The sequence below is a fragment of the Nocardia acididurans genome, from assembly GCF_016741815.1.
GTDB lineage: Bacteria > Actinomycetota > Actinomycetes > Mycobacteriales > Mycobacteriaceae > Nocardia > Nocardia acididurans.
This window is the reverse complement of the sequence record NZ_JAERRJ010000015.1, coordinates 110,734-134,155: the sequence shown is the minus strand read 5'-3', so window position 1 is coordinate 134,155 and position 23,422 is coordinate 110,734. Positions and strand designations below refer to the sequence as shown.

Annotated in this window: 22 protein-coding genes; 11 read left to right on the top strand and 11 right to left on the bottom strand. The window is 68.4% G+C overall.

Annotated elements, in window-relative coordinates; genetic code table 11:
* The first annotated feature begins 1 nt into the window (after position 1).
* Entirely contained in the window at positions 2–1,240 is a 1,239-nt protein-coding gene (locus tag JK358_RS33445) for a serine hydrolase domain-containing protein (protein ID WP_201955472.1), read from the top strand.
* Positions 1,241–1,257: 17 nt separating this feature from the next.
* Here JK358_RS33445 and thrS read toward each other — a convergent pair whose 3' ends face one another.
* The 3 genes from thrS to JK358_RS33430 form a co-directional block, all read right to left on the bottom strand.
* Positions 1,258–2,475 (bottom strand): threonine--tRNA ligase, encoded by a 1,218-nt coding sequence (thrS, locus tag JK358_RS33440; protein ID WP_201955469.1) that lies wholly within the window; start codon positions 2,473–2,475, stop codon positions 1,258–1,260.
* A 275-nt stretch (positions 2,476–2,750) separates the two neighbouring features.
* Positions 2,751–2,954, bottom strand: coding sequence for a DUF397 domain-containing protein (locus tag JK358_RS33435; protein WP_201955467.1), 204 nt, complete (start codon positions 2,952–2,954; stop codon positions 2,751–2,753).
* A complete protein-coding gene (locus JK358_RS33430) occupies positions 2,951–3,832 on the bottom strand; it encodes a helix-turn-helix domain-containing protein (RefSeq protein ID WP_201955465.1) in 882 nt (293 codons plus the stop codon). Before JK358_RS33430 ends, JK358_RS33435 begins: the two co-directional genes overlap by 4 nt.
* A gap of 394 nt (positions 3,833–4,226) precedes the next feature.
* Between JK358_RS33430 and JK358_RS33425 the strand changes: the two genes are divergently transcribed.
* On the top strand, positions 4,227–4,496 hold the full coding sequence (locus JK358_RS33425; protein ID WP_201955590.1) for a hypothetical protein: 270 nt from the start codon (positions 4,227–4,229) through the stop codon (positions 4,494–4,496).
* 78 nt (positions 4,497–4,574) lie between these two features.
* On the opposite strand, the gene JK358_RS39625 is transcribed toward JK358_RS33425, so the two are convergent.
* Positions 4,575–7,301 carry a serine/threonine-protein kinase gene (locus JK358_RS39625; protein ID WP_307817864.1) on the bottom strand — a complete coding sequence of 909 codons (2,727 nt, stop codon included), beginning with the start codon at positions 7,299–7,301 and terminating at the stop codon, positions 4,575–4,577.
* A gap of 66 nt (positions 7,302–7,367) precedes the next feature.
* Positions 7,368–8,027 (bottom strand): response regulator, encoded by a 660-nt coding sequence (locus JK358_RS33415; RefSeq protein WP_201955462.1) that lies wholly within the window; start codon positions 8,025–8,027, stop codon positions 7,368–7,370.
* A gap of 96 nt (positions 8,028–8,123) precedes the next feature.
* On the opposite strand from JK358_RS33415, the gene JK358_RS33410 reads away from it, so the two are divergent.
* From JK358_RS33410 to JK358_RS33395, 4 genes are read left to right on the top strand one after another with little or no spacing between them, the layout of a single operon-like run.
* A complete protein-coding gene (locus tag JK358_RS33410) occupies positions 8,124–8,438 on the top strand; it encodes a WXG100 family type VII secretion target (RefSeq protein ID WP_201955460.1) in 315 nt (104 codons plus the stop codon).
* Between the two features lie 24 nt (positions 8,439–8,462).
* Positions 8,463–8,771 (top strand): WXG100 family type VII secretion target, encoded by a 309-nt coding sequence (locus JK358_RS33405; protein WP_201955457.1) that lies wholly within the window; start codon positions 8,463–8,465, stop codon positions 8,769–8,771.
* Positions 8,768–10,165, top strand: coding sequence for a hypothetical protein (locus JK358_RS33400; protein WP_201955454.1), 1,398 nt, complete (start codon positions 8,768–8,770; stop codon positions 10,163–10,165). Before JK358_RS33405 ends, JK358_RS33400 begins: the two co-directional genes overlap by 4 nt.
* A 12-nt stretch (positions 10,166–10,177) precedes the next feature.
* Complete coding sequence (locus tag JK358_RS33395; RefSeq protein ID WP_201955452.1) at positions 10,178–10,675, top strand: hypothetical protein; 498 nt, start codon at positions 10,178–10,180, stop codon at positions 10,673–10,675.
* Between the two features lie 24 nt (positions 10,676–10,699).
* Here JK358_RS33395 and JK358_RS33390 read toward each other — a convergent pair whose 3' ends face one another.
* Entirely contained in the window at positions 10,700–11,893 is a 1,194-nt protein-coding gene (locus JK358_RS33390) for a sensor histidine kinase (RefSeq protein ID WP_201955449.1), read from the bottom strand.
* A gap of 168 nt (positions 11,894–12,061) precedes the next feature.
* Between JK358_RS33390 and JK358_RS33385 the strand changes: the two genes are divergently transcribed.
* Positions 12,062–12,826: a hypothetical protein gene (locus JK358_RS33385; protein WP_232852337.1), complete on the top strand. Its 765-nt coding sequence runs from the start codon at positions 12,062–12,064 to the stop codon at positions 12,824–12,826.
* The gene (locus JK358_RS33380; protein WP_201955446.1) at positions 12,823–14,283 is read left to right on the top strand and encodes an alpha/beta-hydrolase family protein; all 1,461 of its coding nucleotides are present in this window, start codon (positions 12,823–12,825) and stop codon (positions 14,281–14,283) included. Before JK358_RS33385 ends, JK358_RS33380 begins: the two co-directional genes overlap by 4 nt.
* Before the next feature lie 42 nt (positions 14,284–14,325).
* Here JK358_RS33380 and JK358_RS33375 read toward each other — a convergent pair whose 3' ends face one another.
* The 4 genes from JK358_RS33375 to gatC form a co-directional block, all read right to left on the bottom strand.
* Positions 14,326–16,341, bottom strand: a complete 2,016-nt coding sequence (locus tag JK358_RS33375) for an ADP-ribosylglycohydrolase family protein (protein ID WP_201955442.1) — start codon at positions 16,339–16,341, stop codon at positions 14,326–14,328.
* A gap of 92 nt (positions 16,342–16,433) precedes the next feature.
* Positions 16,434–18,677: an ADP-ribosylglycohydrolase family protein gene (locus tag JK358_RS33370; protein ID WP_232852336.1), complete on the bottom strand. Its 2,244-nt coding sequence runs from the start codon at positions 18,675–18,677 to the stop codon at positions 16,434–16,436.
* Positions 18,678–18,860: 183 nt separating this feature from the next.
* Positions 18,861–20,330, bottom strand: coding sequence for an Asp-tRNA(Asn)/Glu-tRNA(Gln) amidotransferase subunit GatA (gene gatA, locus JK358_RS33365; RefSeq protein WP_201955412.1), 1,470 nt, complete (start codon positions 20,328–20,330; stop codon positions 18,861–18,863).
* Positions 20,327–20,626: an Asp-tRNA(Asn)/Glu-tRNA(Gln) amidotransferase subunit GatC gene (gene gatC / locus JK358_RS33360; RefSeq protein WP_201955409.1), complete on the bottom strand. Its 300-nt coding sequence runs from the start codon at positions 20,624–20,626 to the stop codon at positions 20,327–20,329. The genes gatA and gatC overlap by 4 nt, the downstream gene beginning before the upstream one ends.
* A gap of 301 nt (positions 20,627–20,927) precedes the next feature.
* Between gatC and JK358_RS33355 the strand changes: the two genes are divergently transcribed.
* The 3 genes from JK358_RS33355 to JK358_RS33345 all read left to right on the top strand — a co-directional run bounded on the left by JK358_RS33355 (position 20,928) and on the right by JK358_RS33345 (position 22,852).
* Entirely contained in the window at positions 20,928–21,581 is a 654-nt protein-coding gene (locus JK358_RS33355) for an ACT domain-containing protein (RefSeq protein WP_201955406.1), read from the top strand.
* A 153-nt stretch (positions 21,582–21,734) separates the two neighbouring features.
* Complete coding sequence (locus tag JK358_RS33350) at positions 21,735–22,214, top strand: hypothetical protein (protein ID WP_201955402.1); 480 nt, start codon at positions 21,735–21,737, stop codon at positions 22,212–22,214.
* 26 nt (positions 22,215–22,240) lie between these two features.
* Complete coding sequence (locus JK358_RS33345) at positions 22,241–22,852, top strand: hypothetical protein (protein WP_201955399.1); 612 nt, start codon at positions 22,241–22,243, stop codon at positions 22,850–22,852.
* Positions 22,853–22,865: 13 nt separating this feature from the next.
* On the opposite strand, the gene JK358_RS33340 is transcribed toward JK358_RS33345, so the two are convergent.
* On the bottom strand, positions 22,866–23,405 hold the full coding sequence (locus JK358_RS33340; RefSeq protein WP_201955396.1) for a GNAT family N-acetyltransferase: 540 nt from the start codon (positions 23,403–23,405) through the stop codon (positions 22,866–22,868).
* Between the last annotated feature and the right edge of the window lie 17 nt (positions 23,406–23,422).

The following is a 23,422-nucleotide window of genomic DNA, read 5'->3' as shown; positions in this document are numbered from 1 at the left end:
GATGAGAACCTCCAGATTCGCCGTCGACGTCGATCTGCCGAGCGGGGTCAGCGGCAGCACCGACCCCCGATTCGCCTCGGCCGTAAAATATTTCGCCCGCTTCTTCGCCGAGCGCCCGGGCAACGGCGCCGGACTGTCGGTCTACCTGCGCGGAGACCGGGTCGTGGACGTGTGGGGCGGTGCGGCCGACGCCGCGGGCACGCCGTGGACCGGGGACACCGGGGCCATGATCTACTCCGCCTCGAAGGGCGTCTCAGCCACCGTGCTGCACCGGCTCGCGGATCGCGGTCTGCTCGACTACCAGGCCCCGGTCGCGGAGTACTGGCCGGAGTTCGGGGCCAACGGGAAGAAGTCGATCACGGTCGAGACGATGCTGAGCCATCGGGCCGGGCTGTCGGCGCTGCCCGCGTCGACCCCCGCCGAGGTGCTCGACCACCGGCTCATGGAGGAGCGGCTCGCGGCCGCGAAACCCGATCACCTGCTGGGCAAACCGATCTATCACGCGCTCACCATCGGCTGGCTGATGGCCGGGCTCGGCCGCGCCATCACCGGCAAGGATATGACCGAGCTGTACCGGACCGAGATCGCCGAACCGCTCGGGGTGGACGGCATCCATCTGGGCCGCCCGCCCGCCGGTGCGCGCACCCTCGGCGCGGATCTGGTCGGATCGGTGAAAACCCTGGCGAACCGCAGCATTCCGGGGCCGATCGCGGCGGCGGCCTTCCGCCTGCCGCAGACCGTGCGCTCCCCCATCGCATCGATCTACGTGCCCGGACTGGAGGGCATCTTCCGCGGGGAGCAGCCCACGGTTCTGAATACCGCGCTCCCGGCCGGCAATGCGGTGTGCACCGCGCCCGCGCTGGCCAAGATGTACGGCGCGCTCGCCTGCGACGGCATCGTGGACGGCCGGAAGTACCTGTCCGCCAAGACCGTTCGCGAGCTCGAACGCATCCGCACCTATCGGCTGGATCGCAGCCTGCTGGTGCCGTTCTGGCATCTCGGCTACCACAGCTTCCCCTCGCCGCGCGCACCGCGCGGCTACGGGCACATGGGCGCGTTCGGCTCGATGGGCTGGGCCGATCCGCGCTCGGGCGTCTCGGTGGGCTTCGTGCACAACCGCATGTCGGTGGGCTGGAGCGCGGTGGACATGACCTTCATGGTGCCGCTGCTCCACCTGGTGCTGCAGGCCGCCCGCCGCCCGGCGGGCGTGGTGGAGGAGCGCACGGCCGGCGCGGCCTGATCAGCACCGGGTCCGCGTCAGGCGGGCCACAGCAGGGTGTCGTACTGCTCGACCACCGCGCGGACCCGGTCGACCGCGGCGTCCACGGATTGCGGCGGCAGTCTGCGGCCGTCCCGAAGCCGCACCGCCACTTCGGCATTCGCGGTCTCGGCGGGTCCGAGGACGAACTGATAGGGCGCCAGCCGCGACTCCCGGATCCGGGCGCCCAGGCTCCCGGATCCCGCGTCCAGGACCTCGGCGCGCAGGCCCGCCCGCAGACAGCGGTCCCGCAGCTCGCGGGCCGCGCCCTCCTCGGCCTCGGAAATCGGCAGTACCGCAATCTGATTCGGGGCCAGCCAGGCCGGGAAAGCGCCGCCGTGCTCCTCGATCAGCTGGGCCACGGCCCGCTCCACGCTGCCGATGATGCTGCAGTGCACCATGACCGGGCGATGCTTGCCGCCATCCGGGCCGATGTAGTGCAGATCGAACTGCCGGGGCTGATAGAAGTCGACCTGCACGGTGGACAGGGTGGATTCACGGCCCGCGTGGTCGGTGACCTGAACATCGATCTTGGGACCGTAGAAGGCAGCCTCCCCCTCGGCCGCCTCGTAGCCGAGCCCGGACCTGTCGAGCACCTCGGTCAGAATCCTGGTGGCCTGCTGCCACATCTCCGGCGCCGCAACGTATTTGCCACTCGCGCCGGGCAGCGACAGGCGGTAGCGGGCATTGCGCAAACCCATGGCCCGGTGCGCGGAACCGATCAGCTCCAGGGCGGCGGCGGCCTCGTCCGCGACCTGATCGAGGGTGCAGAAGATGTGGGCGTCATTGAGATGGATACAGCGGACCCGGGTCAATCCGCCCAGGACACCGGATAATTCGGAGCGATACATGGCCCCGAGCTCGGCCATCCGCAGTGGCAGTTCCCGATAGCTGTGCGAGCGGGCGCGGTACATGAGCGCGTGATGCGGGCACAGACTCGGCCGCAGCACCACCTGTTCGCCGCCCACGTCCATGGGCGGGTACATGTCGTCGTCGTAATGCGCCCAGTGGCCGGAGATTTCGTAGAGTTCCCGCTTGCCCAGGACCGGCGAATAGACGTGCCGGTAGCCCGCCCGGCGTTCGACGGCGCGAATGTAGTCCTCCAGGCTCTGGCGCACGGTCGCGCCGTCGGGCAGCCAGTAGGGCAGGCCCGCGCCTATCAGCGGATCGGTGTCGAACAGGCCGAGTTCGCGGCCCAGTTTGCGATGGTCGTACACGGGTCTCCTCCCGATGGAGGGCAGATGACCGCGCGACGAAGCCCCGGGCATCCGCCCGGGGCTTCTGTCAGTGCAGGATTCAGCGCGCCGGGACGTCGTCCGGCGTCGTGGTCGACAGGGCACGCTGCATGGCCGTCACGGTACACCGATCCGGTGCCGTGGGGCGCGGCATTTTTCCGCCTGTCCACTGCTCGAAAGAGCGGAACTCCCGCGCGGTGCGCGGGAGTTCCAATCTATTTGTCGTATCTGCACTTTTCTTCGCCCGCCGCCGCGAATCACCGGCGATCGAAGCGTCCGTCCACCAGGGCGGAGGTGAATCGATCCCATTCGGCCGGGCCGAAAAACAATGCCGGACCGGTCGGATTCTTGCTGTCGCGGACTCCCACTCGACCGGATAGGAATGCGATTTCGACACATTCCTTCGCGCCGGTGCTGCGGGCACTCTTGAACCACCGTGCGCCGGACGGTTCGACATTCACGTCGCGTACTCCTTCGCTGCCTTCCGCAAGAGGTCTCTACTGGTTGCCTCGTCCAGCGCCGACTGCTGGAGGGCCTGGTATGCCTGGTGATACCGGTCGACGGCCGCCTGCTTTTCCAGGTACAGGTCGCCGAGGAAGTTCTCCAGGTACACCACCGTGGGTTCGACCGGTCGGTTTCCGCTGTCCCGGCCGAATTCCAGGATCACGAACGGCCCGACAGTGTGCCCGATCGGGACGCCCGCGGAGAAGGGTAGTACACGAACAGCGATCGTCGGCAGTGTCGACATATCCGCCGCGCGTCGCAGCTGCGCGGCCATCACGCGCGGACTGCCGACAACGCGCCGAAGTGCGGCTTCGTGTACGACAACCACGAAGGTGGCGGGACTGCGCTTGCGGGTGAGCAGACTCTGGCGGCGCATCTTCAACTGGACTCTTCGGTCAATCTGGTCACGGGCAGCATCCGGCCAGTAATCGCCGATGAGGACGCGCGCGTAGTCGGCGGTCTGCAGGAGTCCGGGAATCAAGTCCGGTTGGTACGAAATAAGGGCCCGGGCCGAAGCCTCCAGGCCCACATAGACATTGAAACCCTCCGGAATCAGATCATCGTATTCATGCCACCACGACTTGACGCTGGCCTGCTGCGCCAAACCCGTGAGGGCCGCGGTGAACTCGTCGTCGAAGTCGTAGATACGGCACAGTTCACGGATGTCGAGAACACGGATCTTCTCGGCGTTACCGGTTTCCAGCCGTTGCAGTTTCGACTCGCTCCATTCCATGAGTCCGGCCGCTTCGGCGATCGTCATATTGCATTGCATGCGCCCCTCGCGCAGGTACCTGCCGAGTTGGCGGCGCGGCAGTGTGGAACCATGATCGGACATCGAATCCTCCCCCGCGAAGGCGTTTTTCGGTCACTGTGAACGATGCTCCCACGCAGAATGAATGACGACCTGGAGGTTTCGGAAAGTTTCCCCCACCGCGCGTAGTTCGATTGTCGGCCCGCAGCGTCGGTGCTGGACTTGGAGGCGCGCCCGGCGAGAGCCGGAGCCCTGAACCCTCTGGACCCACTCGTCCCCGAGCCGGGCGCACCCACCCCTTGGAGCCGCACGGAACATTTCGAGGAATCATGGGATCCGCACTGCTGATCTTGGACTGCACAACAGATCCCGGCGAACTGCCCCTGGAGCTCACGCACGAAGTGCTACAGATCCACCGTCACTGCCGAGACGACGAATGCCACGCTCTGCGCCGCGCCCGGGCGATACGCTTGCCTGAGTGCCCGGCGCGCGAGTGAGCGCGCCACCAGCAGCACCACCCACCGCCGGGCCACCCGCACAGCACACCCGCGCTGACCACCCGGCGGTAGCCATGATGTACCTCTTCGACTGCACCATAGACCCCGGCGACCTGACCCTCCCGCAGGCTCATCAGGCCATGCAGATCCACGTGTGCTGCACGGTCGACAACTGCCTCATCCGCCGCCGCGCCCGCCAAATCCTGGTGGACACAGGGCAAATGGTGCTCGACGACCGCGCCGCCCCCTGACGCCGCGCTACCCGGCTCGCGGCACGCCCGATCGCGCCGCGAGCCGGGACGGTACGGCGGACCCCGCAGCGCGCGGCCCTAGCCCGTCAGCGCGAGTACCACCACCACGAGCAGGATCAGCACCACCACGGCCAGCGCCAGCACCACCAGCGCCGTCACCTGCGACTGCTCGATCCCCGGCCGATCCGCCCGAGGCTGCGCCCGCGGCGGCGTCGGTGGTCCGAACGTCCCCGGCGCATTCCCGTACGGCCCAGCCGGATACGGCACGCCCGGCGGCACCGCACCCGGATACGGCGCGAACTCCCCGGTAACGAACCCGGGCATCTCCCCGGTCGTGAAAGCAGGCATCTCCCCCGTCGCGAAGCCCCGTCCGGCCGACCCGCCACCCGTCCCGGGCGTCGCCCCGGAACCTTCACCGGACAGCGCCGCACCACGACCCCAATACGCCTCCCCCGCAGTGCTTTCGGCAGGCGAGACCGAGACGGCTCCCGCTCCGACCGGCTCAACGCCTCCCGCCGCGGAGGCACCTCCGAGCTCGGCGGCTGAAGAACCTCCGGCTGCGGCTGTCGTGCCGGTTCCCCCGGCGGTAGCGACGCCTCCTGGATCGGCGGCCGCAGGGCCTTCGACTTCAGCTGTCGCACTTGCCATCCCAGCGGGAGCGGCACTCCCCGGACCGGGAACCGGAGGGTTCTCGACTCCAGCTGTCGCACCTGATACCCCGACAGGACCGGCACCGGCAGGACCCGCGACGGCAGGACCTTCAACTCCGGCCGCCGTACCCGCCGCCCCGGCAGGAGCAACACCCGCTGGGCTTGCGACCGCAGCGCTTCCCGCTCCAACTGCGGCAGCGTCTTTCGCGTGTGCGGCGGTACCGGTGTCGGATGCGGGGGAGGCTTCGCGGCCATCGGATTTCGGTCGGTTGTCTGCCGAGGAGCCCGCGCCTGCCGTGGGCACGAAGGCTCCGGACTCGGGGTGTCGCACGCGCGCGGCCGTATTGTCGGACGCGCCGGGTACCGACCAGCCTTCGACGGCGGGAGTCGCGGACGCGGAGGGTGCGGCGGCACTGACGGCACCGGATTGCGGTTCGACGGTGACGTTCGGCGTTCGAGAACTGCCTGCGGGGTCGGCGGCGGGCGGGGGCGAATCCGGGTGTGACGCGGTCTCGCCCGTTCGCGCCTGGCCTGAATCCCGTTTGCTCAGTGAGCCTTTCCGGTACGGGGCCGTCATATCGGGGCGACGGGGCGTGTCTGCGCCCGAGACCTCCTCGGACGGAAGGGTCGTGACCTCGCGGGCCTGCGCGCCGGGTGCATCCGCTTCGGCTTCGCGGGACTCGGCCGCGCCTGCAGCGGCGGGCAGGCTATCCGAAACAGCTTCGACCACATCGGAATCCGGCTCGGCGCTGCGCGGGTTGCCTGCTCGCACACCCGGTTCCGACTCGTCGGTAGACGCAGGAACAGCGCCGGGCGGTGTCTCGATCGGATACGCGGTGGTGTCCGATTCATCGGGGTCGGGCGAATCCTGTTGTGCGTCTATCGGATAGACGTCGGTGGAGCCTTCGCCCACCTCGACGGCCGGATCCGCATGCACGGGCGAAACAGCCTGCGGCGATGGAGCATTCGCAGGCTGATGCGGCGCACCGGCGGGCACGCGCGGAGGCGCCGCGGGCTGAGGAGGTCCCTGCTGGGGCTGCTGCACGGGCCCCGGCTGCACAGGTGCGGGCTGGGGCTGTTGCGGCGCAACGTAACCCGGCGGCGGCACCTGGAGCGGCGCGTAGCCCGGCGGCGGGTACGCCTGCGGCGGATAGCCGGGCTGGTTGGCCTGGGGCGGGTAGGGCGCGGCCGGATAGGCCTGTGGGGCATAGTTCGGCGGAGCGTAGCCCGGAGGCTGCGGGGCCGCCGGGTTGGGGCGGTAGGTGGGTCCGGATGTGCGGGATTGCTGTGGCGGCGAGGGGATTTGGACGGTGGGCGCGGGGGCGGTGAGGGCGCGCCGGGCGGCCTTGGCGAAGTCGGTGCAGGAGGGGAAGCGGTCGATGGCGCGTTTGGCCATGCCCTTGGTGAGCACCGCGTCCATGGCGGGGGTGAGGCCGGGGCGGCGCAGGCTCACGGGGGGCGGGAGGAGTTGCAGGTGGCCGCGGATGAGTTCGGCGGGATGCGGGGAGTCGAAGGGGCCCGCGCCGATGAGCAGCCAGTACAGGGCGCAGGCCAGGGAGTACTGGTCGGAGGTGTGGTCGAGGTGGCCGCCGGTCATCTGCTCGGGGCTGGCGTAGGCGAGGGTGGCGGTGAACATGCCGGTCTGGGTGAGATGCGTGGAGTCCTCGCGCAGGCGGGCGATGCCGAAGTCGGTGAGGAATACGCGTTCTCCGTGCCCGGCCACCGCGCGCGCCAGAATAATGTTGGCGGGCTTCACATCCCGATGCAGCACGCCCATGGCGTGCGCGTAATCCAGTGCGGCCGCGACCCCTTCGATGATCTGCACGGCCCGATCCGGCGGCAGCTGCGTGACATCCACGCTCGCCGCGTCCACCCCGTCGATGAACTGCATGGAGATCCACATCATGCCGTCCTCGACGCCGCGATCGTAGATCTCCACAATGCTCGGATGATCGAGCTGCGCCACCAGATCGGCCTCGCGATCGAACCGCGCCCGAATCTCCCGATCCGCGACCAACTCCCGGTTCAGCAGCTTCAACGCGGTCAGCTTGCCCAGCCGGGGATGGCGGGCGAGATACACCGATCCCATCCCGCCCTGTCCGAGTAGCCGTTCGATGGTGAACCCGGCGAACACGTCACCGCTATTCAGCACCACGACCCCCTTCCGGTGACGTTCAAGTCCGCAAGCGTACCGCGCCGAATGCCCATATGAACCGCCGAATTACCCGGGTGTCACCAGGCCGGATTCATAGGCGAGCACCACCGCCTGCGCACGGTCGCGCAGATTCAGTTTGGCGAAAACCTTCGAAACATGGGTCTTCACGGTCTGTTCCGCCACGAACAGGGTCTCGGCGATCTCCGCATTGGACATTCCGCGCGCCACGAGCTCGAGCACTTCCCGCTCCCGAGGCGTCAGCACCTCCAGCGCGGGCGCGGGCGCGCGCCGGTTCCGCCGCCGCGTCACATCCGCGATGAGCCGACGCGTCACCGTGGGGGCCAGCAGCGCATCCCCGGCCGCCACCACCCGCACCGCCCGCACCAGCTCCTCGGCGGGCGCGTCCTTCAGCAGAAACCCGCTCGCTCCGATGGTCAGCGCCTCGTACACGTAGTCGTCGATATCGAACGTGGTCAGCATGAGCACCCGCACCGGCGGATCGAACCCCGCCGACAGAATGGCTTTGGCCGCGTCCAGCCCGTTCATCTCCGGCATGCGCACATCCATGAGCACCACATCCGGCCGCAACCGCTTGGCCTCCGCCACAGCGGTTTTCCCGTCTGGCGCATCCCCGATCACCGAGATATCGGTCTGCGCACCCAGCAGCGCCCCGAACCCGGCCCGCACCATCGCCTGGTCATCGGCGATCAACACCGTTATCGCCATAGTCCCGCCTCACGCACCCAACCGATATTGCCATGTCCGGCGTCGCGCCGGGCGTGCGGTAGATTCGCGGCGTTCAAGGTTTTCGAGGGGGTCGCTGTGGCGCAGGGAGACGGAACGTTCGATGTCGTTCCTTCCGAGGTAACCGATGCGGGCCGCTATGTGCAGTTGACCGCCGCGGAGCTGGTCGACGCCGTCCGCACGCTCGACACCGAGGTGAACAATCTGCTGGAGGGCTGGACCGGCGTCTCGGCAACCGCCTACCGCGCCGGCTGGGACGAAGCCCGCCAAGGAGCCCAAACCGTCCTGGATTCGCTGAAAACGCTGGCTGAACTCCTGGGTGTCACCGCCGACGCGCACACCCAGCTCGACGCGGCGTGGACCACGAACATCAGCTCACTCGATCTTCCGTAGTTCTCCAGGGGGAGGAAAAAGCTTATGGCCGAACCATTCCGGGTCGATCTGACCGAGCTCGACAACATCACCGCGCGCGTAGCCGGATTCGTCGGCTTCCTCAACGACAGCCTCACCGGCATCCAACAGCGCACCACCGCCGTGCAAGCAAGCTGGTCGGGCCCGTCGGCAGTTGCCGCGGACGACGCCTTCAAACAGTGGCTCACCGGCGCACAGGACGTCTCCGAGGGCATCGACGCCATGCGAGCCGCAGCGGCCGCCGCCCACCAGCGCTACACCGAGGCCGTGGCCACCAATCTGGACATGCTCGGCCGCGGCGGAGCCTCCTCGTGACGGTCCTGGACGTCGCCCCGCAGGCCTACTACGACGCCGCCACCGCCTGCAACAACGCCGCCTCCGGTCTGATGGCGGTGTTCCAGGGCGGGTTCTACTCGCTGCGGGAAACCTCCGGCATGGCAGGCAGCGTCGGCGACGGCAAAATCTGGGCCGACTCCTACGACGCCCAAGCCCAAGACCTCTGGAAGATGTCGTTGGACATGGTCCTGGCCCTGGACGGCTATGCCCAGGTCCTCAACCAGGCCGGCTACAACCACGCCCTAGCCGACCACGACGCTGCCGCCGGAGTCCCCGAACCCCAACAGCCGACCCTGAACCCGGCCTTCACCGGCGGCATCGACCAACTGATCTTCACCCTCCCCACCTCGGCCGGCGGCGACGGCCGAGGCATCGTCGACGACGGCCTCGAACTCGCCGCCAAAGTCGGTATCCCCATCCCCGACGGCGACACCGCCAAACTCAACCGAGCCACCGAACTGTGGAACGCCATGGCCACCCACGCCTCGGTCACCGCCGTCGCCACCGAACTCGAACGCGCCGCAGCCATGTTCGAACAGGTCACCTCCCCCGACGCCAACTTCATCGACGAAGACCTCCGCGAACTCAAAACAGCAGCCTCCGACCTCGCCGGCGCCTACGGCGAAATGTCCCAATCCTGCAGCGACCAGAAAACCGCCCACGACGATCTCCGCAAAGACCTGGAACAACTGCTCAGAGACCTAGCGGCCGAGATCGCCATAGAAGTCGCAGTCAACCTTGCAATCTCGGTCCTCGTGTCATGCGTCAGTTTCGGCGTCGGTGCCGCAGCGGTGGCGGCAAAAACCGCAGCCAGCGTCGCCAAGATCATCGACAAATTCGCCGATCTCATCAAGAAGGCGACCCAAGCGGCCAAACTCCGCACCGCCGTCGAAGTCAAGCGCATCACAACGAAAACTAAAGAAACCATCCAGCGTGTAAAAGACCTAAGCACCAAACTCGTCGAGAAGCTGCGGAATGCGTGGAACAGAGTTAAGGCCGAGGGGCCCTATGTAAGAGATGACAAATTCTGGGATGATATTAAGGCCACGCAAGACAACTACCCCAGCACAGAGCTGCCACGGTCCTTCGAGATGCAAGCCGGAGAAACTCGAGTATGGGTTCATGGCAATGCCACCGAGCACATGGCCGAATATCTTCAACATATGGACAGCCGCGGCGATGTCAAATCTCAATTGGATCTGGTAACTCAGGTCCAGATGAAAAGCCTTCAAGCGGCAATCGATGAAGCTGGACGCGGCGGTGGCCTGGTCTATGATCAACTACAGACGGTCGGCGGCTGGGAACTCAAGTTTGGGGCGCCCCGAGAAGCCGGACAACTACCAGTGGTAGTCCATGCCCTGTATCGGGGTTGATTCGGAGGAGCAATGGTTAAAGTAATCGGTCACGCCAGTTGCGACGAGGCAGCCGTGGAACACGACCCGTGGGTTCCCATGAAGGCCACCTGGCTTCCACGCCCGTCAGCCGATCTGATCTACTTGCGAGTGTCCGGAACGGCTGGCGGCGAAATCGAGCTGAAACTGGACTTGCACACGGGAATGCTGGTTTCCTTCATCGTACTCATATCGCCGCCGTCCACCCAAGAATTCCCAGATATATCCGGGACCGGAGATATCCCTTCCTGCTCTGCGCCCCTGATCGATCGTAGTTATTGGGTTTCCGAATCTACGGCGGCATCGAGCAATCTTCGCCATGGGTCAGTTGCAGATGCCGAGGAGAATCTCGGCATGTGGACTGACCAGAACTCTCTACGACTGTTCTTCACCGACCACAGATCTTCTTCCGTTCTGCGTTGCGGACCAGTTTGGGTTGGCATCTCAAATGATGGCGAACTCGCGGAAATTGGAGCAGAGCTTAATAGCTAGGCTCAGTGATTCTTCGCCCATTGGTCAGCTCGGCTGAAGTACCTCGGCGGTGAGGGGGAGTTGGGCTCGGACTTCGAAGCCGCCGTCGGGGAGGGGGATGGCGGTGAGGGTGCCGCCTACGGCTTGGGCTCGGGATTGCATGCCTGCTATGCCGCTGCCACCGGTGGTTGATTGGTCGGTGCGGGGGGTCAGGGGGTGGCCGTTGGTTACCACCAGAGTGAGGGCTGTGGCGGCGGTGAGTTCGACCTTCACCGGGGCGCCCTGGGCGTGGCGGGAGGCGTTGGCGAGGGATTCCTGGACTATGCGGTAGAGGGCCAGGCCGGTGGTTTCGGGGATGGTTTCGAGGTCGCCGTCGAGGGTCCAGGAGATGGGGACGCCGGCTCGGAGGGCACCCTCCAGGAGGGTGAGGACGTCGGCGGCGGTGGGTTGGGGGGCGTGTTCGGGGAGTTGGCCGTCGCTGCGGAGGACGCCGAGGAGGCCGCGGATTTCGTTGAGGGCGGCTCGGGCCCCTACCCCTATGGATTCGAATTCCGCTGTGGCTTCCGGGGAGAGGTCGGCGATGCGGTAGGGGGCGGTTTGGGCTTGGACCACGACCATGGACATGTGGTGGGCGACCACGTCGTGCAGGTCGCGGGCTATGCGGGCTTTTTCCTCGAGGATGGTGCGGCGGGCGCGTTCGAGTTCGGTTTCCTCGGATTGTTTGGCCAGTTCGCGGCGCTGGACCACGAGCCAGCGGACGAGGAGGCCGAACATGACCAGGGCGGTGATGGCCAGGGGCCAGCCCATGCCCGCGGTGGCGAAGGAGTCGCCCTGGGAGGACACGGTGGTGCCGAACAGCAGGGCCGTGGAGAGCCAGGCGACCAGGACTATCTGCATGGGAGCGGTGATCGCCACCGAGAACAGCAGGGCGAACAGGCAGAGGATGTGCACTACCTGGAAGGGGATGTTGTTGTCGGGGGTGTTCGGGATCGCGAGGGCGACCAGGAGCGCCGAGCCGGCCGAAACCGCCCATCCCAGTGCGGGATTCACGCGGATCAGCAGGATGGGGAAGGCCGCCAGGCCCGCGATCAGCGGCTGGGCGGGCGGCGACACCTCGTGGGTGAGGTGCAGCGTGGGCCACGCGACCGAGATGAAGACGATCGCGACCACCACTGTGAAGACGTCGAACCAGATTCGCGCCTTCGACCGACGCGCATGCGTCACCAAAGTACCGACCATGCCCTCGACGGTAGAGAACGAACGCCGCCGACACCTCATACGCCCGGTTGATCTCCCACCCCCTACCCCGGTATGGGGCCGGACGCCCCGGTAGCCCCGCCCGCCCACACCGGAACGGCCCCGCAGCGTGAGGCCCCGGTCGAAGCCCGATTCCTAGCGTCAACCGGCATGAGAGCGTTCCCGTCCGTTCCGGGCACCACGCCCCCAGCCGCCCCGGCTGCCCACCCGGTCTCCCCCGCGGCCGACCACGCCATCGCGCCGCACACCGCCGCCCGTCGTCTGGGCCTGCTGGCTGCCGCCGCGACCCTCGTCCTGTCCACCGCGGTGGTCTTCTCCCCCGCGGCCGGAGCCGCCGAGATCGGAACTCCGCTGCAGGAGAACGCCGCCGCCCGCACCGCGGTCCTGGAATTCACTGCCGGACAGGTGGATACGACCTTGGTCCCCGCCGATTTCGCGCTCGTCGAGGGCTACCAGCCGACCCTGTTGAACGGCGTCCTGGTGAACCCCAACGGCGACTGCTCCTCCCCCATCACCCTGCCCGCCGAATTCGATCTGGCCTGCAAGGCCCACGATCTCGGCTACGACCTGCTGCGCTACGCCGCCGAGCAGGGCCAGCCGCTGGGCCCCTGGGCTCGGCAATCCATCGACGCCGCCCTGGAGCAGCGCATGCACGAGTCCTGCGAGGCCCGCCCCGGCGCGGTGTCACGCGCCGGGTGCCAGATGATGGCCAGCATCGCCACCGCCGCCGTGGATTTGAACTCCATCCGCCAGAGCTACGGCGTCCCCGTGCACGAGGCCACCTTCGCGAAATCCGACGACGACACGAATCAGCCGCTGCGCCTTGCCCTGCTGGCAGCCGCCGCGACCCTGACGCTCGGCCTGCTCCGCGCGGTCGTCGCCCGCCGTCGCACCAACCAGGAGGGGGACCGATGAGCATCATCGAATCGAATACCGCTGCGGCGCAGTACGAATGGACCGACCTGCCCGGGGAGACGACGCAGGAGCGGCGGGTCACAGCGCGACCACAGTCCGAGCGCAGGAAAGCCAGTGCCGCACAACGGATCCGGTCGGCGGTTCCGCGTTCCGGGACCAGCATCGCGATCACCGTGGCGTGCCTGGTTTCGCTGGCTCCCGGACTGCTGCCCCGCACGCCTTCCGCGCAGGCGGTACTGACCGGACTCTTGGTGCTGCTGGGACTGGCAGCCGCGGCAGGCACGCGAATTATTCTGGGCCGCACACGTTTCGGCACCGGGTCGGGACGATTCCGAGTCCCGGTGTTCACGGGTGCGGCGCTGCTGGTCGTGGGTGCGGGTGTACTCGCCACCCGATGGCAGAACCGGTTGCGGGAGGCGATGGGGGTTTCCCCGATCGGTCCCGGGTACTGGATTCGATGGCTGATCGGTGCGCTGCTCCTGGTGGGAGCCGTGGTGGGGATCTGCCACGGAATCCGCTGGGCTGTCCGGCGATTGGGGCGGGCGCGGGCCGTGGCGACGGGCACCGTGCTCGCGCTGACGGGGCATTTCATGCTGGTCCCGGCTGTCGTCGATTGGCGGCAGGCCGCCTATGCTTCGGCCGACGCCTACATGGATCCGGCTGTGGTGCAGCCGGTTTCACCGACCCGTTCGGGCAGCCCCGAGTCGGGGGCGGTGTGGTCGACGCTGGGGTCGCAGGGGCGCAGGTTCGTGGCGGGTGAGCCCGCGCGGGCGGTGCGGGTCTACGTGGGATTGCATTCCGCGCCGAACCTGGACGCGCGAGTGGAGCTGGCGATTCGCGAACTGGAGCGGTCGGGCGGGTTGCAGCGGCGGCATCTGGTGGTGGCGGTGCCGACCGGTTCGGGGTGGATCGACGGCAGCGCCGCCATGGGGATCGACGAACGATTCGGCGGGGATGTGGCTGTGGTCGGGTTGCAGTATTCCAACGCGCCCAGCTGGGTGACGTTCATCTTCAGACGCAAGGCCGCCGAGGAGTCCGCGCGCGCACTGTATACCGCTCTGGAGGAACGTCTTTCGCGAATGTCGCAGCCGCCGAAGCTGTACATCTACGGGCAGAGCCTGGGCGCGCTGGGCGGCAGTTCGGTCTTCGCCGACGACGCCGACCAGGACCGGCGCAGCTGTGCGGCGCTGTGGGCGGGACCGCCCGGCAATGCGGCGCACCGCGCGGGCGCGACGGTGCTCGCGAACGCCTCGGATCCGGTGGTGCACTGGTCGCCGTCACTGCTGTGGAAGGCCCCCGACCTCGGCGACACGCGGCCCGATGCGCCGGTGCCGCAGTGGCTTCCGGTGGTGAGCTTCGTTCAGACCTCGGCGGATCTGCTCGCCGCCCTGGATGCCCCGCCCGGCCACGGGCACCGCTACGGCACCGATCAGGGCACCGCGCTCGGCACCTGCTGAGGCGATGCGCGTGAGCCGAGACTCGGTGTGCCGCCCAGTGATTCACCCCGGATACCGGGCATACCATTCGTCCGGCGGCACACCGTCCGCGTCCTGCGGCGGATGGTCCCCGAATTCCCGGCAGAAGTCGGTGCTCAACCGCTCGATGACCGCGGTCGCGTCCAACGGCGTCCGCCACCGCTCCGGGACGGCCCGCACACCCAGCCGGGCCCCGAGCAGCGCCCCACACAGTGATCCGGTGGCGTCGCTGTCCCCGGAGTGGTTGACCGACAACAGCACTCCATTGCGGAACACCTGCTCGTCCGCGCCGCCGATCACCTCCGCGCACAGCGCCGAGTAGACCGCGATGGCCAGCGCCTCGGTGCCGATCACCCCGTACCCGAGCGCCTCCAGACTGTCCGGCTCGGGCATCGGCCCCCCGGCCACGGCCTGCTCCCCGGCCAGCCGGACGGCGGCGTCGAGCGCCGCCGCCGTCTCCTCGTGCCCGTCGTGCCGGACGAGTTCGATCCGCGCCTGCTCGAGCGCCGCACGCAGCTCCAGCCCGGCCGACAGCCCGAACACCGTGGCGGCGAAGACGCCCGCGGGCAGCCAGCCGCTGGGATTGCCGTGCGTGAGCGCCCCTGAGTCGCAACCCAATTCGAACGCCTCGGCCATCGATCGCGCGAATCCGCAGGGCGCCGAGCGCACCACGGCCGCACACCCTTTGGAGTCGTTGATCGGCTGCTCCCGGGTACCCAGCGCGATACCCGGCCGCCGCAGCGCCGCCACCCGCTCCATGGCGGACACCGTCGCATGCGTCGGCCCCCGATAGGACATGAGTTCCGGATACATGGTGAGGCTGCTGCGCAAGGGATACGGTTGTGCGGCAACAGCGATCCCCTGCCCGCCCAGCCACACCAGCAGGCTCTCCTGGATCAGCCCGGTGGCGGCGACTCCGAGTCCACGCGCCCGCGCGTGCATCGAGCTGCGCACCCGCACCGAACCGCGGATCAGCGCCTCGGTGGTGAACAGCGTCATCTGCGTTTCGTCGGAGATCCTGCCCCGATACAGGTCCGGATCGCCGTTCACGCCCTGGATCCCGAAGCGCTGCTGAATATTTCGCAACAGCATGGTCTCCACGGGCGCGCCGAGCGCGTCACCGACGGCCCCGCCCAGCAGAGCGCCGTGCACCCGCTCCGGCCAGGTCGGCGGCCGCCGATCCGCACCCGCGGCGACGGGCGTCCTGATGGCCTCCCACGCCGCCTCCGCGAATTCGGTGCACGAGCCGTATCGTTCCTGCGGCTTCTTGGCCAGCGCCCGCGCCAGCACCTCGTCCAGGCGCGTCGGCAGTCCCGCGCGCAGCGAGGTCACCGCCGGCGGCTGCGCCTGGACGTGCCCCAGCACCACCGCCCCCACCATCGGTGACTCGAACGGAGCCCGCCCGGTCAGCAGCCGAAAAAGCGTGCACGCCAGCGAATATTGATCAGATCGGTGATCCAGCTGCTCGGCCGTCAACTGTTCCGGCGACGCGTACGCCAGGGTGGCGTTCAATTTCCCGGTGGTGGTGAGCCGCTGGTGCGCCGAAGCGCCCAGCACGCGCGCGATCCCGAAATCGGTCAGCAGGACGCGTTCGTTGAACCCGAATCCGGCGGTGGCGGACAGCAGAATGTTGGCGGGCTTCACATCCCGGTGCAGGATCCCTTTGCCGTGCGCGTAATCCAGTGCGGCGGCGGTCTGCAGGATGATCTGCACCGCCCGCTCCGGTGAGACGTCCTCGGGTTCCAAGGTCTGGCAGTCGGTCCCGTTCACGTACTGCATGGCGATCCACAGCTGATCGTCCTCGCAGCCCCGATCGTGCACGGTGATCACGTTCGGGTGGTCGAGTTGCGCGATCACCTCGGCCTCGAGTTCGAAACGCTTGCGTGTCTCGGTGTCCCCGAACATCTCCCGATGCAGCAGTTTCAGCGCGATCCAGCGCGGCAGCCGCGGATCCCGGGCAACGAATACCGACCCCATCCCCCCGCGACCCACTTCGCGTTCTATGCGATATCCGGCGAAGATCTCCCCGCGTCGTACCATCCCCGATCCCCTAGCACTTCGAAACAGGTTGCAGCCTACCGGGCACGCCGAACCGCCCGCAGCGGTTGCGCCGCGGCGACGGAGTCGCCCGGTCAGCCCAGGTAGCGCGCGAGCCAGTTGGCGGTCGGATGGCCGGACTTGTCGTGCGGCGGGTTGGGACCGTACTCCTTGCAGAAGTCGGTGGCGAGGCGTTCGACGATGGCGGCGGCGTCCAATCCGCTGCGCCATTCGTCGGGGACGGCCGCCACCCCGAGCAGGGTGCCGAGCAGCGCACCGCAGACGGCCGCGGTGGAGTCGCTGTCACCGGAGTGGTTGACCGACAGCAGGACTCCATTGCGGAAGATCTGCTCCGGCGTCCCGCCGACGGTGTCCGCGCACAGCGCCGAGTAGACCGCGATGGCCAGCGCCTCCGGCCCGACCAGCCCGTTGCCGAGCCGCTGCAGGATGTCGGGTGTCGGCATGGGACGCCCGTGCCGGGCGGAGTCCCGCGCGAGCTGGACGGCCGCGGCCAGCGCCCGGGAGGTCTCCTCGTGGTCGCGCTGCCGCTCCAGTTCGCCGCGCGCCCCGTCGAGGGCGGTGCGCAGATCCTGGCCGTGCGCGAGCCCGAAGACGAGGGCGGCCTGCACGCCCGCGGGCAGCTGACCGCTGGGATGACCGTGCGTGATGGCGGCGGCGTCACAGCCCAATTCGAAGGCGGCCTCCAGCGATTCGGTGCTGAACCCGAACGGCGCGGCCCGCACCACGGCGGCGCACCCCTTGGAGTCGTTGACCGGATTGCCGCGAGTTCCCAGCAGCGCGAACGGCTTCCGCTGATCCGCGACGCGCTTCAGCACCGAGGTCGCGGCATTGCTCGGTCCCCGGTAGCTCATCAGCTCGCGGTATTCGCGCAGGCTGCTGTGCAGGCGCAGGGGCTGCTCGGTGATCTCGACACCCTGGCCCTCCAGCCAGACCAGCAGGCTCGCCTGGATCATGCCGAGGGGCGCGTCGCCGATGCCCTTGGCGCGCGCCCGCAACCGGCTGCGAATCAGGCCCTCGACGGTGAACAGGGTGAGCTGGGTTTCGTCGGAGATCTCGCCCTTGTACGAGTCCCGATCCCCGGTCACCCCGCGCACCCCGTACCACTGCTGGATGTTCTGCACGGAGGTGGCTTCGACGGGTGCGCCCAGCGCGTCGCCGACCGCGCCGCCGAGCAGGCAGCCGTGCACGGTGTCCAGCGCGATCGCCGGTCCCACGGGTGATTCCGCGCGGACGGCCGGTCCGGTGTGCACCGGTGCGACCGTGGTGGCGGGCGGTGGCGTGAGCGGGGCGGCGGAGGGGAAGCCCGGCGCGGAGACCGGTCCGTACGTGTAGTCCGGATCGACGCCCGACCCATGCGTGTATCCCCGGGTCGCGGCGGGCCCGGCGGTGTAGCCCGCGGTCGCCCCCGGGGCGTGGGCGAATCCCGTCGCGCCGCCGAATCCCACGGGCGTCCGGCTGCCCGCCACGGCTTCCCGTGCCGCCTCGGCGAATTCGCTGCAGGAGGCGAAGCGGTCCGCACGATTCTTTGCCATGGCCCGCATGAGCACCGCGTCCAGGCCGGGCGGCAGATCGCCGCGCAGGGTGCTGGCGGCGGGCGGCGGCCGCTGGATGTGGCCGAGCATGACGGCGGTGAGATTGCCCGCGTCGAACGGCCCGCGCCCGGTGAGCAGCCGGAACAGCGTGCAGGCCAACGAGTATTGATCGGAGCGGTGATCGAGCTCCGAGGCGGTGAGCTGCTCGGGTGAGGCGAAGGCCAGGGTGGCGTTGAGCGTGCCGGTGCGGGTGAGCCCGGCCGTGCCGTCCAGTACACGGGCGATGCCGAAGTCGCTGAGCAGTACGCGTTCTCGGAAGCCCGAACCGGTTCCGGCGGTATGCGACAGCAGGATGTTGGCGGGCTTCACATCGCGGTGCAGCACGCCTTTGCTGTGCGCGTAGTCGAGGGCGGCGGCGGTCTGCACCATGATGTCCGCGGCGCGCTCGGGCGCGAGATCCCGGGGATCCAGGGAGGCGCAGTCGGTGCCGTCGACGTACTGCATGGCGATCCAGAGCTGATCGCCCTCAGCGCCGCGGTCGAAGACGGTGATGATGTTGGGATGGTCGAGCTGGGCCACCACATCGGCCTCGCGTTCGAAGCGCAGCCGGGTCTCGTGATCACCGAACATGTCGCGGTGCAGCAGTTTCAGCGCGGTGAGCCGAGGCAGCCGGGGGTGACGGGCGGCGTACACCGATCCCATTCCGCCACGGCCGAGTTCGCGTTCGATGACATAGCCCGCGAAGACTTCGCCGTGCTGCAACATGATCCCCTCGCCCAATTCCAAACAGAGTGCAGCCTACCGGCGTAGGAGATCGCTCGCAGCCGCGATACCGACCCTTACGTCAATTTGAGATGCATTTATCCTGAATGGCCGAATTTGTCTCCGTGCCGCCGCCGCGCCACCCCTCCCCCGGAAACAGCGAACCCCTCCCGCCGACCGGCGGAAGGGGTTCGCTCGCAAAGCTTCTCAGGCGATAGCGCCGCGCGCCGCCTCGTACGCCGCGCCGACCTTGTACAGCCGGTCGTCGGCCAGCGCCGGAGCCATGATCTGCAGACCCACCGGCATCCCGTCGTCGGCGCTGAGCCCCGACGGCACCGACATGGCGCAGTGCCCGGCCAGGTTGGTCGGCAGCGTGCACAGGTCGGACAGGTACATGGCCAGCGGATCGTTGACCTTCTCGCCCAGCTTCCACGGCGTGAACGGGCTGGTCGGCGAGACCAGCACGTCGACCTGCTCGTAGGCGCGGTCGTAATCCTGCGCGATGAGCGTGCGGACCTTGAGCGCCTGACCGTAGTAGGCGTCGTAGTACCCGGCCGACAGCGCGTAGGTGCCGATCATGATGCGGCGCTTGACCTCCGGACCGAATCCGGCCTCGCGGGTGAGCGACATGACCTGCTCGGCCGAATGCGAACCGTCGTCACCGACGCGCAGGCCGTAACGCATGGCGTCGAAACGCGCGAGGTTCGAGGACACCTCGGACGGCAGGATCAGGTAGTACGCGGGCAGCGCGTATTCGAAGTGCGGGCAGGACACTTCGATGACTTCCGCACCCAGATCCTTCAACTGCGCGACGGCGGCGTCGAAAGAGGAGAGCACACCCGGCTGGTAGGAGTCGGAGTGCAGTTCCTTCACCACGCCGACCTTCACGCCGCGCAGATCACCCTGTGCGCCTTCGCGCGCGGCGGCGACCACCGGCGGCACCGGCACATTGCGGGAGGTGGAGTCGCGCGGGTCGTATCCGGCGATGACCTCGTGCAGCAGCGCGGTGTCCAGCACGGTGCGGCCACAGGGGCCACCCTGATCGAGCGAGGACGCACAGGCCACCAGGCCGTAGCGGGAGACGGTGCCGTAGGTCGGCTTGGTGCCGACGGTCGCGGTGACCGCGGCGGGCTGGCGGATCGAGCCGCCGGTATCGGTGCCGATGGCCAGCGGAGCCTGGTACGACGCCAGCGCGGCCGCCGAGCCGCCGCCCGAGCCGCCGGGAATCCGGCTGGTATCCCACGGGTTTCGGGTCGGGCCGTACGCCGAGTTCTCGGTGGAGGACCCCATGGCGAACTCGTCCATATTGGTCTTGCCGAGAATCGGGATGCCCGCGTCGCGCAGCTTGGTGGTGAGCGTCGCGTCGTAGGGCGCGACCCAGCCCTCGAGGATCTTCGACCCGCAGGTGGTCGGCATATCCGTGGTGGTGAAAACATCCTTGAGCGCCAACGGAACACCCGCGAGCGCGGAGTCCACGGTGCCCGCGGCGATCTTGCGGTCCACCTCGGCGGCGGTCACGAGCGCCTGTTCGCCGGCGACGTGCAGGAAGGCGTTGATCTCCCCGTCGACCTCGGCGATGCGCTGGATGTGCGCCTCGGTGACCTCGACCGAGGACACCTCGCGCGCGTGGATCTTCTCCGCGAGATCGGCCGCGGAGAGCTTGGTCAGGTCGGTCATTCGCCCTCTCCCAGAATCTGCGGAACCATGAACCGCTGCTCCTCGACGGCGGGCGCCTGCGCCAGCGCCTGGTCCGGAGTCAGGCCCGGCACGACCACGTCCGGGCGGGTCACATTGGTCGCCGGATTCGGGGCGGCGGTGGCAGCGACGTCGGCGGCGGCGACCTCGGAGATCTGGGCGACGTGGGTCAGGATGGAATCCAGCTGACCGGCGTACAGATCCAGTTCCTCGTCGGTCAGAGCGAGCCGGGACAGCCGGGCGAGGTGTGCGACCTCGTCCCTGGAGATGGCGGGCACCGCGGGACCCCTTCCTATGGTTCGAGCGTGGAGATTCGGCCACCCGACAGCCTAGTGGGCGGCGTCGGCGCGACCGTCCGCAGCCCTGCGCAGGGCCGGCGCCGCGCCCGGCGGGAGGGGCCGGGCCGCCGGGGGCGGATGTCGGTCACACCTGGCATCATCGATAGTGGGCACGCGCGAGAAGTGGCCTGCGTCACACGGATCGGCTCGATTCGATAACCGTCTCCCGAGGGTGTAAGTATTGCTTCACTCGGGTAATCGTCCGGAAGTTTCGGTCGCACAAGGAAAGGAAGGAAGGCACGTGTCTTACCTGCTTCGCGTGCAACTTCCTGATCGCCCAGGGAGTCTCGGTTCGCTCGCACTCGCGCTGGGTTCCGTGGGCGCCGACATCCTTTCGCTGGATGTCGTCGAACGCGGGGACGGATTCGCGATCGACGACATCGTGGTGGAGGTACCCTCCGGGGCCCTGCCCGACACCCTGATCACGGCGGCCGAATCGCTGCACGATGTCCAGGTGGATTCGCTGCGGCCGTACTCCGGCATGCTCGACACCCACCGCGAGCTGGAGCTCATCGATCAGGTGGCCAATGCGCGCGACGATCGCCTGCAGGTACTCGTCGACGGCGTGCCCCGGGTGCTGCGGGTCGGCTGGAGCACCGTGATCGACATCGGCGCGTCGGGTGAGGCCTACCGGGTGGTGGGCAGTCAGAGCGCGCCGTCCACGCAGGCCGGGTCCGCGCCGTGGATGCCGCTGGAGAAGCCGTCCGTCCTTGACGCCGAAGGCGATTGGGTGCCGCAGCTCTGGAAGGACATGGACACCAAGCTGGCCGCCGCGCCGCTGGGCAACTCCGGCAAGGTGCTGCTGCTGGGCCGTCCGGGCGGGCCGGAGTTCCGGCCGTCGGAGGTGGCGCGGCTGGGGTATCTGGCCGGAATAATCGCCACGGTTCTGGGCTGAGTCCCACACGTTTTTCACAGTTTCCGCTAGGGCCGGTGTGAGCTTTCACACCGGCCCTAGCGCTTTCAGCTGCGGATTCGCCGACTCTTCAAGCATTCTCAGTGAATTCTTCTACTATTCATCTACGTAGATGACTACGGTCTAACTACGTAGATGAGTGCACGAGAGCACTCCGATGAGCGGAGAGGCAACGACGCCATGACGCACACCCGATCGAACCCGACACCCCGCACCCGGCACCTGTTCCGCACCGTCCTGCCGCTGGTGGGCATGACCGCCGCAGCCACCATCGCCGCCGGACCCGCTGCGGCCGAATCACTTTCCCGCGCCGGGGAGACCACCACCAGTTCGACGGGCGGCAACAACCGGCTGGGCACCCCGGAACTCAACGGCCACACCGGCGGTGACACCACCGGCATCCACAAGATCGACCCGTACGGTTACAGCCACACCGACTCGAACCCGCTGCGGCAGAACGAGCACCGCGCTGCCCTGCGCGAAAGCCGCACTCCCCCACCGCAATCCGCACCGCGCATATCCGACGAGGGCAACAGCTCCGCCACCTGGCAACCCGTAACCCGCGACGACGGCTCCGGCTGGACCGTCTGCCGCCCCCACGCCGCCCAGTGCTGAAACGCCGAGTAACGGAGCACCTCCCCATGGACCTCGCACCCCAGACCCCGATCACCCCGCACCCGCGGCTCCAGACGGCCGACCACACAGCTCCGCGCCCGCAGACGCCGCAGGCTCCCGGTTCCATCCCCGCGCGCACACGCCGCCGTCGGCTCGCCGCGCTCGCGCCCGTGGCGATAGCGGGCCTGATCGTCGCCGGGCTTCCCCTCAGCACGGGCACCGCGGCCGCGGCCCAGCCGTCCGTATGCCTGTGGGCGGGACAGGCTTTCGCCCCGGACGCGGCGATCTCGGCAGGCGGCACCAACTACCGCTGCGGAACCCAGGCGGGCCAACCGTATTGGTTCCCCACCGGCCCCACCGCCAACGCGAGCACGGTGGCCAACCCCGGTGCGGACAGCGACCCCGCCGGCAGGTTCAGCGCCGGAGCCCGCCAGCCCGGCACCACCTACACCGACCGGTGCGTGGGCACGCAGCTCATCGACGGCGCCGCCGACATCCAGCAGGTGGTGGCGACCAAGAACGGCACTCTGGTCTGGAAGCCCACCGAATCCATCTCCCAGTGGAACTTCGGCACCGACCCCCGTCCCGCCCCCACCTACCGCGCCGACAGCTCCTGCATCAGCGGCGCACTCGCCTGACCCAGCTGCTCGATCATGAGGTTGCCAGGCGCATCACGGTGAGGGGGGTGCCCGCCATCGTTTTCCAGTCGCGATGGGGGGTGTGGGTGAAACCCAGGCGGTCGTAGAGGCGACGGGCGTCCTGCATGGTGGGCATGGTGGTGAGGACCACGGCGTCGAAGGATTCGGCGCGGGCCGTGTCGATGACCCGGCGGATCAGCGCGGAACCCACCCCGAGGCCGCGCGCCTGCTTCGAGACCGCGAGCATGCGGAATTCGAGTTCGCCGGGGTGGGCGATATCGGCGAAAGGAGTGCCGGGGCGGGCCACCGTGAGCGAGCCGATGATCGAACCATTGTGGACGGCCACCAGAATCTGCGCGGATTCCGCACGGGCGGCCGTGTCGGCGAGCTCGGCGACGTACAGGCTCTGCGGGTCCACATGCCCCTCTCCCACATAGACCTCGACGGTCAGCTCGCCGATGGCGGCATAGTCCGCCGGGGTCGCGTCCCGGATCTCGACGCGTGTGTTCTCACCAACAGTCACCACAGCTCCATCCCTGTCCCCCAACACCATTCGATACCCGCCAACGG

Bases quoted from the DNA above. Each gene is read 5' to 3' on its own strand.
- JK358_RS33405 (WP_201955457.1), top strand. From the start codon at position 8,463: ATGGCCGAACCATTCCGGGTCGATCTGACCGAGCTCGACAACATCACC.
- JK358_RS33445 (WP_201955472.1), top strand. From the start codon at position 2: ATGAGAACCTCCAGATTCGCCGTCGACGTCGATCTGCCGAGCGGGGTC.
- JK358_RS33345 (WP_201955399.1), top strand. From the start codon at position 22,241: ATGGACCTCGCACCCCAGACCCCGATCACCCCGCACCCGCGGCTCCAG.
- JK358_RS33350 (WP_201955402.1), top strand. From the start codon at position 21,735: ATGAGTGCACGAGAGCACTCCGATGAGCGGAGAGGCAACGACGCCATG.
- gatA (WP_201955412.1), bottom strand. From the start codon at position 20,330: ATGACCGACCTGACCAAGCTCTCCGCGGCCGATCTCGCGGAGAAGATC.
- JK358_RS33375 (WP_201955442.1), bottom strand. From the start codon at position 16,341: ATGGTACGACGCGGGGAGATCTTCGCCGGATATCGCATAGAACGCGAA.
- JK358_RS33385 (WP_232852337.1), top strand. From the start codon at position 12,062: ATGAGAGCGTTCCCGTCCGTTCCGGGCACCACGCCCCCAGCCGCCCCG.
- JK358_RS33415 (WP_201955462.1), bottom strand. From the start codon at position 8,027: ATGGCGATAACGGTGTTGATCGCCGATGACCAGGCGATGGTGCGGGCC.
- JK358_RS33340 (WP_201955396.1), bottom strand. From the start codon at position 23,405: ATGGTGTTGGGGGACAGGGATGGAGCTGTGGTGACTGTTGGTGAGAAC.
- JK358_RS33390 (WP_201955449.1), bottom strand. From the start codon at position 11,893: ATGGTCGGTACTTTGGTGACGCATGCGCGTCGGTCGAAGGCGCGAATC.
- JK358_RS33380 (WP_201955446.1), top strand. From the start codon at position 12,823: ATGAGCATCATCGAATCGAATACCGCTGCGGCGCAGTACGAATGGACC.
- JK358_RS33430 (WP_201955465.1), bottom strand. From the start codon at position 3,832: ATGTCCGATCATGGTTCCACACTGCCGCGCCGCCAACTCGGCAGGTAC.
- JK358_RS33395 (WP_201955452.1), top strand. From the start codon at position 10,178: ATGGTTAAAGTAATCGGTCACGCCAGTTGCGACGAGGCAGCCGTGGAA.